At 52.8% G+C, this 11,412-nt stretch carries 11 protein-coding genes; 7 read left to right on the forward strand and 4 right to left on the reverse strand.

The genetic code is table 11. From position 1 onward, the window contains the following. Positions 1–142 precede the first annotated feature (142 nt). The 6 genes from NSU18_RS25205 (at position 143) to NSU18_RS25230 (ending at position 7,402) form a co-directional block, all read left to right on the forward strand. Positions 143–403, forward strand: coding sequence for a hypothetical protein (locus tag NSU18_RS25205; protein ID WP_341150334.1), 261 nt, complete (start codon positions 143–145; stop codon positions 401–403). A gap of 866 nt (positions 404–1,269) precedes the next feature. After that, positions 1,270–2,829 (forward strand): extracellular solute-binding protein, encoded by a 1,560-nt coding sequence (locus tag NSU18_RS25210; protein WP_341150335.1) that lies wholly within the window; start codon positions 1,270–1,272, stop codon positions 2,827–2,829. Between the two features lie 113 nt (positions 2,830–2,942). Then, complete coding sequence (locus NSU18_RS25215) at positions 2,943–3,911, forward strand: ABC transporter permease (protein ID WP_445321824.1); 969 nt, start codon at positions 2,943–2,945, stop codon at positions 3,909–3,911. Between the two features lie 21 nt (positions 3,912–3,932). Next, positions 3,933–4,808 (forward strand): carbohydrate ABC transporter permease, encoded by an 876-nt coding sequence (locus NSU18_RS25220; RefSeq protein ID WP_341016821.1) that lies wholly within the window; start codon positions 3,933–3,935, stop codon positions 4,806–4,808. A gap of 48 nt (positions 4,809–4,856) precedes the next feature. Next, entirely contained in the window at positions 4,857–5,966 is a 1,110-nt protein-coding gene (locus tag NSU18_RS25225) for a glycoside hydrolase family 88/105 protein (protein WP_341150336.1), read from the forward strand. 92 nt (positions 5,967–6,058) lie between these two features. Continuing rightward, positions 6,059–7,402 carry a glycoside hydrolase family 28 protein gene (locus NSU18_RS25230; protein WP_341150337.1) on the forward strand — a complete coding sequence of 448 codons (1,344 nt, stop codon included), beginning with the start codon at positions 6,059–6,061 and terminating at the stop codon, positions 7,400–7,402. Between the two features lie 139 nt (positions 7,403–7,541). Here the strand turns inward: NSU18_RS25230 and NSU18_RS25235 are convergent, their stop codons facing one another. From NSU18_RS25235 to NSU18_RS25250, 4 genes are all read right to left on the reverse strand, one after another. Next, complete coding sequence (locus NSU18_RS25235) at positions 7,542–7,961, reverse strand: hypothetical protein (protein ID WP_341150338.1); 420 nt, start codon at positions 7,959–7,961, stop codon at positions 7,542–7,544. Positions 7,962–8,324: 363 nt separating this feature from the next. Continuing rightward, positions 8,325–8,963: a hypothetical protein gene (locus tag NSU18_RS25240; protein WP_341150339.1), complete on the reverse strand. Its 639-nt coding sequence runs from the start codon at positions 8,961–8,963 to the stop codon at positions 8,325–8,327. After that, the gene (locus NSU18_RS25245) at positions 8,960–9,469 is read right to left on the reverse strand and encodes a flavodoxin family protein (RefSeq protein ID WP_341016825.1); all 510 of its coding nucleotides are present in this window, start codon (positions 9,467–9,469) and stop codon (positions 8,960–8,962) included. The genes NSU18_RS25240 and NSU18_RS25245 overlap by 4 nt, the downstream gene beginning before the upstream one ends. Before the next feature lie 12 nt (positions 9,470–9,481). Beyond that, positions 9,482–10,051, reverse strand: coding sequence for a TetR/AcrR family transcriptional regulator (locus NSU18_RS25250; RefSeq protein WP_341016826.1), 570 nt, complete (start codon positions 10,049–10,051; stop codon positions 9,482–9,484). A 204-nt stretch (positions 10,052–10,255) separates the two neighbouring features. Between NSU18_RS25250 and NSU18_RS25255 the strand changes: the two genes are divergently transcribed. Continuing rightward, positions 10,256–11,266, forward strand: coding sequence for a ketoacyl-ACP synthase III (locus NSU18_RS25255; RefSeq protein WP_341016827.1), 1,011 nt, complete (start codon positions 10,256–10,258; stop codon positions 11,264–11,266). Positions 11,267–11,412 lie beyond the last annotated feature (146 nt).

The raw sequence follows: 11,412 nt of genomic DNA on the forward strand, positions 1-11,412 counted from the left end.
TGATAATAATGTATTGTTATCAGGACAAAAAGTCAATGAGTTCCTTCATGATTAATCTATTTTTCAGCCGAATAATGAAGCTAACAATAATAAAAGTGCAGAACAAGATAAGAATAATGGTAAAAGGGAGAGGAGTGGGTTAATGAGAGGTCAAGTCTATGTGGAGTATAGACGGTTAGGTTTTTTTGCTGTACAGACTGAAGATAATTATTTTTCCATCATTGAGGTTCAAAATAAACTCCCTTCCTTAGGAAACAAATTAATTGGAGATCTTGATTCATTGGGTGAAAAATCACTATACAATGAAACAACTCAAGAAGAATTGAACGTATTCGTTATATCTACACAGTTAACCTTGGCTGAAGCGAAGAGTTATATAAAGAAAGCTGTAAGAGGAATCTAATTAAGCGAACACAGAATACGCACCAAACTATGATCTGTAAAGCGATGCCCATTAAGCTATTTCATTAAAATGTTGCAGATAATGCATCTCTGGATCGCCTATATCAGGACACTACAAAGGAATGTTGCACGAAATGCAGGAATTTTCTCTTTGGGCGGCTTAGAAGAGAAGGAATGCTGCTTTTTCTGCAACATTTTTTGATAATGGTTAGTTTCATGAGCGGAGTGTTGCATTTTGTGCAGGATTTTGAGTAATAGAGGAACTGTTCACCTTTAATCCTATTCAGCTCACCTAAGGCAGCAAAAGCTGACCCAATCCGGCCTCCTACAGCACCTTCACTCTATCCTTTTCTTCCTCGCCCGCTACACAGCATACTTCAAAGCCCCGCCGCGCGAAGCAGCGGGGCTATTTCCTTTGCCCCCTTTCAAGGATATGCATTGAAAGGGCCCACCCCTGGAGCGGCAGAAAGGGACGGAGGGAGGTTTGGAACTGTAGGAGCGGGAGCGTCCGCCTTTAGGTTTGGATTTCTACCGCAACTAGCGGTCCGAATCAGGAAATCCAAACCTAACAGCGGCCGGAAGTCCAAAGCTCACGCAGTCCCGCCCGCCGCCGCACCCGCCCACAACACAGTCCCGCCCGCCGCTGCACCCGCAACGCAGTCCCACTATGCTCTAGTCCCGCGCCCGCCATGCTACCCCCACTCCCGCGCCCTAGCTTTCAATGCCTATCCCCCATCACACGATAATCATTAACCCACACCCCCGCGCCCCGCCTGCTTTTATGAGCAAATGATTGTTTTCGTAATCCGGTGCAGAGCGTAATGTGAGGCTTGTAACCAATACAAGTTAAACGGAGGTCAAAAAGGAATGACGAAAAAATCCTTCACCCTGCTCCTGAGCTCGCTGCTGACACTCAGCATGTTGTCCGCTTGCGGCGGTAACAACAACAAAGAGGCGGCAGCTACCACAGACCCGGGCGCCAGCGCCGGGACGAACACAACCGCAACCACCGAACCGGCCGCAGAGCCGGAGAAGCCGACAGAGATCAAGATTATGCTGCCGCTGAATACGACAGATACTCCGCCCGATACGATCAAGAATGAAGTGGAGAAATTGACGAATACGAAGCTGACTTATCAATTCTTCCCGGCTGACACGTATGAAGAGAAGCTGAACTCCTCGTTCGCCACCGGCTCCCTGCCGCAGGTGACGTACCTGAAGAACCAGACGACCTTCCTGCAGATGAAGGAAGCGATCAAGGACGGACAGTTCTGGGAGATCGGGCCGCTGCTCAGCGAATTCCCGAACCTGAACAAGCTGAAGCCGGAGATCCTGAACAACACGAAGGTAGACGGCAAGCTGTATACCCTGTACATCGGCCGTCCGCTGGCCCGCCAAGGCATCATCTACCGCAAGGACTGGGCGGATAAGCTGGGTCTGAAAGCACCGGCCAATACCGAGGAGCTGTTCGCCATGGCCCAAGCCTTCACCGAGAAGGACCCGGATGGCAACGGGAAAAAGGATACCATCGGCGTTGTGGACCGCAATGAGCTGGTGTACGGTGCGTTCAAGACGGTCTCCTCCTGGTTCGGCACGCCGAACAACTGGGCGGAGAAGGACGGCCAGCTTGCGCCGGAGTTCACTTTTCCGCAATACATCGACACCATGGACTTCTTCAAAAAACTGCGCGAAGGCGGTTACATGAACCAGGACTTCGCGGCAACCAGTAAGACGGATGCGGTCAATATGTTCACCAGCGGCAAGGCGGGGCTGTATATCGGCGGCTCGATGCAGGACATCGATTCCCTGAACAAGGACCTGATCAAGAACGTGCCGGATGCCGTACTGGATACGCACAGCATGGTGGCTGGACCTGACGGCAAATTCGCCCAGTGGATGATTCCCGGCTATAACAACGTAGTGCTGTTCCCGAAATCGGCGGTGAAGGATGAAGCAGAGCTGAAGAAGATTCTGAAATTCTTCGACTACATGATGACTCCTGAAGTATCGAACCTGATGTACTGGGGTATTGAAGGCACACACTACACCGTCGTGGACGGCAAGGCCAAGGCAACCGACAATAAAGAGCTGATCGAACGCGAAGTCAAAGGCTTCAAGGACAGCGTCATCGGTGAATACGAAACGAACGGCATGTACCAGAGCTTGAACGTGCTGCCGGGCCGGATTCATGCAGAGGAGCTGGTACTGGAGAACGTGAAATACGGGGTCGCAGATCCTACGGCGGCACTCGATTCGGCAACCTATACGTCCAAGGGCGTAGAGCTGCAGCAGATTATTGCGGATGCCACTTACAAATATATGTACGGTCAGCTGGATAAGGCCGGCTTCGAGAAGGAAGTCGAGAACTGGAAGAGCCGGGGCGGGGCGAAGATCATCGAAGAATATAATGCCGCGTACAAAAAATAAGCAAAACACAGCCGCTATAACAGCGGACTGAACAGGAAGAGGGCTGCCCCGGGTTAGCGTTCCGGCAGCCTTTTTTCCACTACCGAATAATTTACAGAGAAAGGAAGAGAATCATGCAGGAAGTAACCGCCCCGCCCCGCGTAGTTCCCGAACCCATGCCGAAGAAATATAAGAGCAGCAGTGAGCTGAAAAAGCGGCTGTGGCGCAACAAATTGCTCTATGTCATGCTGATCCCCGGCGTGCTGTATTTCATTATCTTCAAGTATTTGCCGATGTACGGACTGATTATTTCCTTCCAGGATTACAAGCCTTACCAAGGGATTACCGGCAGCGAATGGGTGGGCATGAAGCATTTCAGCCGGCTGTTCACCGAGCCTGATTTCCTGAATATTTTGGCGAATACGCTGATTCTGTTCGGGATGAATATTCTGATTTATTTTCCGATTCCGATTATTCTGGCCCTGATGCTTAATGAACTCAGAGGCACCTTCTTCAAAAGATTCTTCCAGACCCTGGTGTATCTGCCGCACTTCATGTCTTGGGTTATCGTCGTCTCGATCTCCTTCGTCATGGTGACGATGGACGGGGGGATTATCAACGAGCTGCTGGCATACTTCGGCTTCGCCAAGATTAATTTCCTGCTGAGTCCGGGCTGGTTCCGGCCGATGTATATCCTTCAGGTCATCTGGCGGGAAGCAGGCTGGGGCACGATTATCTATCTGGCTTCCATTGCGGCGATTGATCCGGGGCTCTATGAAGCTTCGCGCATGGATGGAGCCGGACGGCTCAGACAGGTCTGGCATATTACGCTTCCGGCCATCCGGGGAGTGATCATCACCCTGTTTATTCTGAAAATCGGTTCCGTTCTCGATCTGGGCTTCGAGCATGTCTACCTGCTGCTCAACTCCATGAACCGCGAGGTTGCGGAAATTATCGATACGTATGTCTACACCGCCGGTCTGCGGCAAGGGCAGTTCAGCTACAGTACAGCTATCGGCTTCTTCAAGTCGATTGTGGGCCTGATTATGGTCATGACCGTCAACAAGGTGTCCAAAAAAATAGGAGAAGAAGGCGTTTATTAAAATGCCGCAGGAGGAATTTAAATGGTAGAAGACCGTACATTCAGCGGCAGACTATTCTCTGCCGTCAACTTTATACTGCTTGCCCTGATCGCGCTGGTAACGGTGCTTCCGTTCATCCACGTGGTGGCCGGCTCCTTCACGACCAGCGCCGAGCTGGCCGCCAACAAGTTTGTGCTGATTCCGAAGGTGTGGAGCCTGGAGGCGTACAAATTTATTTTCTCCACAAATACGATCTTCAGAGCCTTGGGGGTATCGATTGGAGTCACACTGGTAGGTACGCTGTTCAGTATGTTCATCACGGCGCTGATGGCCTACGGTCTCTCCCGTAAGGATCTGGACGGCCGCCGGGTGTTCAACTTCCTGGTGGTGTTCACGATGCTGTTCCACGGGGGAATGATTCCTACGTTCCTCGTGGTGAAGGAGCTGGGGCTGATCGATTCGTATGCGGCGCTGATTCTTCCTTCTGCGATCAGTGCGTTTAATATGATTATCCTCAAGAACTTTTTCCAGAACATTCCGGAGGGGCTGGAGGAGTCGGCCAAGATTGACGGCTGCAATGACTTCGGGATTCTGTTCAAAATCGTGCTGCCCCTGTCGTTACCGGCGATTGCGACGATCTCTCTGTTCTACGCCGTAACGTACTGGAACACGTATATGAGCGCCATTCTCTATCTGGATAACAGCGCTAAATGGCCGATACAGGTCCTGCTGCGGCAGATTGTCGTGCTGGCCAGCGGGATGGATCACAGTGCGACACTGGACGGTACGGTTCCGCCGCCGGATCAGACGATCAAGATGGCCGTTATCGTGGTCGCTACGCTGCCGATTCTGATGGTGTATCCGTTCCTGCAGAAGCATTTTGCCAAGGGTGCGATGCTGGGCTCGATGAAGGGCTGATTCCTTGGGACGGGCGGGCTATTCTGACAAGATGAAAGGGGTATTACGATGATAGGCAGTTTGCCGCAAACACCGATCGAATGGGCGCAAAAGGCCTGTGATTCACTGATGGATACGTATCAGGCGGGAGAGCTCCCGCCTGCGCACCGCTGGCATTATCATCAGGGCGTGTTCCTGTGCGGGATGGAGCTGCTGTGGAAGACGCTCCGGGAGGACCGCTATATCGAGTATATTAAGCAGTATGTGGATGATCTGGTGGATGAGCAGGGGAACTTCGACTTTGCCCGGGATGAGCTGGATGCCGTACAGGCGGGGCTGCTGCTCTTCACGCTGTATGAACGGACCGGCAAGCGCAAATACCGGGAGGCGGCGGTCAAGCTGCGCCATCTGCTGCTGACACTGAACCGCACCTCAGAGGGTGGGTACTGGCATAAGGACAAATATCCGAACCAGATGTGGCTGGACGGGCTGTACATGGCCGGGGTGTTCTCGCTGAAGTACGCGAATTCGTATAGAGACGATGCCTTGCGGGCCGAGGTCCTGCACCAGGAGCGCCTGATGCGCAAATATATGAAGGACGAGGCGACCGGCCTGCTCTACCATGCCTGGGATGAAAGCCGCCGCATGCCGTGGGCGAATCCCGCCACCGGCTGCTCGCCGGAGTTCTGGAGCCGTTCACTTGGCTGGTACGGGCTTGCCGTATCCCAGTTCCTGGATGAACTGCCGGCGACTGATCCGGGCCGGGCGGAGCTTGCCGCCGAGCTGAGCGGATTCGTACAGGCGTTAATCCGCTATCAGGACCCGCAGAGCGGCCTGTGGTATCAGGTCGTGGATAAGGGACATGAGCCGGACAACTGGCTGGAGACCTCCGGCTCCTGTCTGTTCGTCTACACGATTGCCAGAGCAGTGAAGCTTGGTATCCTTCCGGCTGAAGTTATGAATGAAGCGGAGGAAGCCGCGCGTAAAGGCTACGAAGGCTTAATTCAGGTGCTCCAGTGGGATGAGCAGGGCCGGCTGCTGCTGCCTGATATCTGCATCGGAACCTCGGCGGGAGATTACCGGAACTATGTTACCCGCCCGAGAGTCAGTAATGATCTGCATGGGGTGGGAGCGCTGGTAATGGCCTGTGTGGAGATGCAGGATTTGTATAAGGCATAAGCAGAGTAGAGTTGGAAGCTGCCGGTTCAGGCATTGGCGCAATAGAGCTGGAGCTGCATAGACCGGCAGCGGATGAGAGGAGGAGGCAGACAGTGTATAACATAGTGGACTACGGAGCACAGCGGGACAGCGGAATACCAGCAACGCAGGCGATTGCGGAGGCTATAGCTGCGGCGGACCGTGACGGCGGAGGTACAGTGTATATTCCGGCTGGCACTTTCCTGACCGGAGCGGTGCGCCTTCGTAGTAACATCGAGCTGCATGTAAGTCCCGGTGCGGTATTATCCTTCAGTACCGATCCGGCGGATTATCCTGTCGTGGAATCACGGTGGGAAGGGGTGAAGCGGGAGGTTCATGCCGCCTGCATCTACGGAGCGGGTCTGACTAATGTCTCGATTACCGGGAGCGGAACCATTGACGGGAATGGAGAACCCTGGTGGGAGAAGCACCGGAGCCGCCCGGAAGAGCTGGAGTATCCGCGCCCGAGACTGATTGGCTTCGATGATTGCAGCCGGGTGACGCTCCGCGATCTGACGCTGGTGAATTCCCCAAGCTGGACGGTGAATCCGATTCATTGCAGCAATGTGATGATCGACAATCTGTCGATCCTGAATCCGGCCGATTCGCCGAATACCGATGGAATCAATCCTGAATCCTGCCGCGATGTGCGTATCAGCAACTGCCATATCGATGTCGGCGATGACTGCATTGCCATTAAGGCAGGCACCGAGGATACCCGGGAGCGCATTCCCTGCGAGAATATTACGATTACGGGCTGTGTGATGGTTCACGGCCATGGCGCGGTGGTGCTGGGCAGTGAGATGAGCGGCGATATCCGCAATGTGACAATCAGCAATTGTGTGTTCAAGCAGACGGACCGCGGCATCCGCATGAAGTCACGGCGCGGGCGGGGCGGGATTATTGAGGATATCCGGATCAGCAATATTGTGATGGAGGATGTCATCTGTCCCTTTACGCTGAATCTCTATTACTTCTGCGGCCCACGGGGCAAAGAGAAATATGTCTGGGACAAGAATCCTTATCCGGTAACGGAGGAGACGCCGCTGTTCCGGCGGATTCATTACGCCAACATTACCGCCCGCAATGTCCATGCGGCGGCGGGATTCCTGTACGGGCTGGCGGAGCAGTCCGTCTCGGAAATCACCTTCACCAACATCGATATCTCGATGGCGGAGCATGCGGTGCCCGGCCAGCCGGACATGATGGCAGGACTTCAGGACATGCAGCGCCGGGGCTTCTTCCTCGGCAATGTCCGCGAGGTGCAGTTCCAGCAGGTCACTATTGAGAACCACGACGGCCCGGCCTTTTACGTGGAGAATGGGGAGGAAGTGGAGTTCCTGAACTGCCGCTCCAGGAACACGGAGAAGCCGGAGAAGCTGGTGGAGCAGGTTACGGTGGAGCTGGCGGAACGATAACGCCTGGGGATTCGGTGAGATCCGGCGAGACCGGGTGAGAGCTGGCGGAGTCATTTCTTCGGGCGTGTTAATAGGGTTATAGGTAGAAGAGCCTGGTCCTGTTGAGGGACCGGGCTCTTAAGAGTAAAAAGAAGTTTTTTTATTTAACTTGGATTTTCAAGGCATAAACAGCAGTACCTTTCTTCCAGGTGGCCATTACCCCGTAGATGTAGGTGCCGGCACTACCCGGTACATTGAATTGATTCAAGTCAGTAATATCTTTGAATTTATACTTACTGAAGTGTTCTCTTACGAGCATTGAATCCGGCGGATTATCGAATTTGATATGAATTTCAGCTCCAGCAGGAACAATTTCCGCATCTTTCTCCTCCATAGCTTCCCATGGACCACCGTATAATTCTTTGGCACCCCAACTATATGTACTAATCTCCACAGGAACAACTTCACCGGTATCCAAAGTAGCGCTCATTTCGGGTAAAGGCATAGAGCTAAGCTTACTACACCCAGTGATTATCACTATAAGAATTAGTGCTAATAATAACTTTCCTATCCGGTTCATAGGCATCCCCTTTTGCGGAAGACTATGTAGTAGGTATTCTAAACTATGATTGTAAAAAACAAATAAAGGAGATAGTTGTATTCCATACATTTAAAAACAGTGAAAAGGAGGTTTTTCTGCTTCTAACTGTAGTTTGTACAACTAAATCTGCCCGAATGGGGGAAAAACCCGGTATTGGTGGAATTTAGATGTACGAAATACAACTAAACGTATCTTAGGTGGAAGATCTGATGATTTAGTTGTACAAAGTACAATTAGGCACACCACTTATACCTTTAGTAATCCATTTGTTCCCTTAAGTCCTCCACTTGCACCTTTACCGGGTATGGCAACCCGCAAGTATGCGATTGGCTACAGTATATCCTACATCCGCCGCCGCAGATCCTTCGGCTTCAGCCCGTTCTTCCGGGCCGTTCCGTGGAAGAACGAGTGGGTGGCGCTCCATTTCCAGGCGAAGCGCGGGAAGTTCGGGCTGAACAGCTGGGATTCCCCGCTGCTTCTGGACCGAATGCTTCCGGCCAGGCTGTGCATGGCACGGCCGAGATTCTTCAGCGGCCCCCGGCCGAGCGGAACCTTCCCCAGGGAGCCTAGCATCTCACCGGCACCTTGGCCTAAGGCTTGCCCGAAGTGTACACCGGCGCGTAAGCACCAGTGTCTGAGAATCTCCAGCGCAATATGGTTCTGCTCCCCCTCATAGAAGCCGTTGTTAATCAGTGCGTAGACGTATATCTCCCGTTCGCATTCTGCCTTTAGGTATCCTTCGAGAGTAACCAGGAGCTGGAACAGATGCGAGGGGATACCGTCATTATAGAGCGGGAAGGCCAGGACCAGCACATCCATGCGGCATAGCTCACGGTACTCTTCTGAAGTGAGCGGTCTTTTATTCGGTGTATAGGCGTGCAGCTCATTCCCGTCCGCAATCAGCGGCTCCAGCATGCCCAGCAGAAGGCCTGAGTTACTGCCGCTCGGCTTGGGACTGCCGTTGATCATCGCGATGTTCATTGCAGGACCTCCTTAATGCTCTGCGGGCTGGTATGGAAAAATACGTTGTTACCTGCCGAATACAGATTCAGACTGTTGGCCGCAACCAGCGTTCTGGCTGTATTCTGTTCACCCTCCGTTATGTCATTGCCATAGAAGTGAACGGATAGTGTGAACTGGTGGTCATAGCGGGGCCGGTGATGCGTCTCTCCGTCAGTGGTGACAAAATAGGGAAGCATATAAGAGATACTCCGGTTCAGCACGTTCAGCACAAAGGGGCTATAGCTGCCGTACATGCATTTGCTGATGATGATCAGCTCGTCGCTGCGCGAGAACAGCTCACCCAGATTGTCGTAGCCATCTCTCTTAATGACGCATGTCCCGGGAGTCCGGGTCCAGCAGCCGAAGCAGCCCATGCACGAACGGATCGCACCGCTGTCCGAGATGACCGTCACCTCCTCCTGCGCCGTATCCCCCAGCCAGCCCGCGAATTCTTGCTCTTGCAGATCGTGAATGATCGTTCTCAAGACTTCATCTCCTTAAAAGATAGATTTAAGCTCCAGCAGATCGCGCCAGTTGCCCGAATACTTGACCCCGTTATTGGTAAGCAATGCCGTAATTCCATGCACCATGGACCAGAGTGTGATTAGCTGAGGGGTGAACTCCGTCTCCGGCAGCCCGCAGCTGCGGAACACTGCATAGGCCGTAGTCCTGAAAATTTCAAATGGCGGATAGCTGTCAGACTCATAGTTATCCAGATCAATGACAATGCCTGAATGGTAGAACAGGAACTGGAAATACTGTGGATGCTCTATGAAAAAATCAATGTAGGCCTGCCCAAGCAGGGTAATCGCCTCCGGCTTCCCCGTAAGGCCTTGAACCGAGGCGTGCAGGGTGTCCATGAACTGACCGGTGACATGCTCTCCCATGGCGGCTACCAGTTCATCTATATTTTTGAAATGGCTGTAAGGGGCAGTGTGGCTGACTTCACATTCGGCGGCAACCTTCCGCAGGGAAAAGCTGCTGATGCCGTCCGAATTAATTAGCTTGATACCTGCTTCTATAAGCTGATTGCGTAAATTTCCGTGGTGGTAGGGTTTAGCCTTCAAAGGTACCGTTCTTCCTTTCCTTCTTGACTGATATCTTAACAATGTAAAGATTGTAGCATGTGTTTGCGATCTTTACAATGTCAAGATGTGATTGCCGCTAGGCGATTCCGGGTATACATTTTGCAAAATAGTCAGGAGCAGGTTATAATTAGTACCAAGTACTAATATCTGATACTAATAAATCGAAAAGCTGAGGTGGATCATATGACAGGTGCAAAAATAACAGCGATCGGCTCTTACGTGCCGGCCCGCAGACTTACGAATCAGGATCTGGAGCAGATGGTGGATACCAATGATGAGTGGATTGTGCAGCGGACGGGTATCCGGGAGCGCAGAATCAGCCGCGAGGATGAATATACCAGTGATCTGTGTGCAGCCGCCGCCTTGGATATGATGAAGCGTTATGGCAAAAGCGTACAGGATGTCGATATGGTGCTTGTGGCGACCAGTACGCCTGACTTTTCTTTTCCATCTGTGGCCTCGATTGTACAAAATACCCTTGGCATTCCGCTGACTGCGGGAGCGATAGATCTGAGCGCTGCCTGCGCCGGATTCGTGTATGCTCTGCATACGGCTCACGCGCTGGTGTCTTCTGGACTGCATCATAAGGTGCTGGTCATCGGTGCCGATACGCTGTCCAAGATCACAGATTATACGGACCGCAGCACCTGTATTCTGTTCGGGGATGGTGCAGGGGCCGTGCTGGTGGAGAGCGGCGGGGAGCAGGACGACTTCATGGGATACCATCTCGGCAGTGACGGAAGCGGAGCGCAGCATGTCTACCGCACAGGGCTGGCGGACAAGGTGAACGGAGTAGAGCTCTCCGGGACAGGGCTCTTGGTGCAAAATGGCCGGGAAGTGTTCAAGTGGGCGGTACGTACGGTTCCGCAGGGAGTACAGCAGGTGCTGAAGAATGCCGGAGCAGATCTTGCGGAAGTTGACTGGTTCATCCCGCACAGCGCCAATCTGCGGATGATTGAACCCATCTGTGAACGGCTGAATTATCCGCTGGAGCAGGCACTTTACAGTCTTGAAGCCTTCGGCAATACCTCGGCAGCCAGTATTCCGCTTGCGCTTGATCTGGGTATCCGTGAAGGGAAGGTGCGCAGCGGCCAGCAGGTGCTGCTGTACGGATTCGGTGCGGGTCTTAGTCATGCGGGTCAACTGGTTAGGCTGTCGCTGGACCCTCAGGTAGCTGAGCCTATCGCGCTGTGATGGATTGAGGCAAAAGAAGCAAGGACAGGCCAATGTGGGGGCCAAGCCGAAAAATGGTCCCCAAAATCAGAAAAACGGTGCCTTGAAGCAGCCCGTTAAATGAGCGATTATAGTATCGAAAGCGTTTTCGTGTAGGTGCATCATGC

Origin of the sequence: Paenibacillus sp. FSL H8-0048 (assembly GCF_038002825.1) — a bacterium.
In the GTDB taxonomy this organism is placed as follows: domain Bacteria; phylum Bacillota; class Bacilli; order Paenibacillales; family Paenibacillaceae; genus Paenibacillus_AQ.

Excerpts from the sequence above, each read along its gene's own strand:
- NSU18_RS25210 (WP_341150335.1), top strand. The coding sequence starts at position 1,270 with ATGACGAAAAAATCCTTCACCCTGCTCCTGAGCTCGCTGCTGACACTC.
- NSU18_RS25220 (WP_341016821.1), top strand. The coding sequence starts at position 3,933 with ATGGTAGAAGACCGTACATTCAGCGGCAGACTATTCTCTGCCGTCAAC.
- NSU18_RS25240 (WP_341150339.1), bottom strand. The coding sequence starts at position 8,963 with ATGAACATCGCGATGATCAACGGCAGTCCCAAGCCGAGCGGCAGTAAC.
- NSU18_RS25205 (WP_341150334.1), top strand. The coding sequence starts at position 143 with ATGAGAGGTCAAGTCTATGTGGAGTATAGACGGTTAGGTTTTTTTGCT.
- NSU18_RS25255 (WP_341016827.1), top strand. The coding sequence starts at position 10,256 with ATGACAGGTGCAAAAATAACAGCGATCGGCTCTTACGTGCCGGCCCGC.
- NSU18_RS25215 (WP_445321824.1), top strand. The coding sequence starts at position 2,943 with ATGCAGGAAGTAACCGCCCCGCCCCGCGTAGTTCCCGAACCCATGCCG.
- NSU18_RS25225 (WP_341150336.1), top strand. The coding sequence starts at position 4,857 with ATGATAGGCAGTTTGCCGCAAACACCGATCGAATGGGCGCAAAAGGCC.
- NSU18_RS25235 (WP_341150338.1), bottom strand. The coding sequence starts at position 7,961 with ATGAACCGGATAGGAAAGTTATTATTAGCACTAATTCTTATAGTGATA.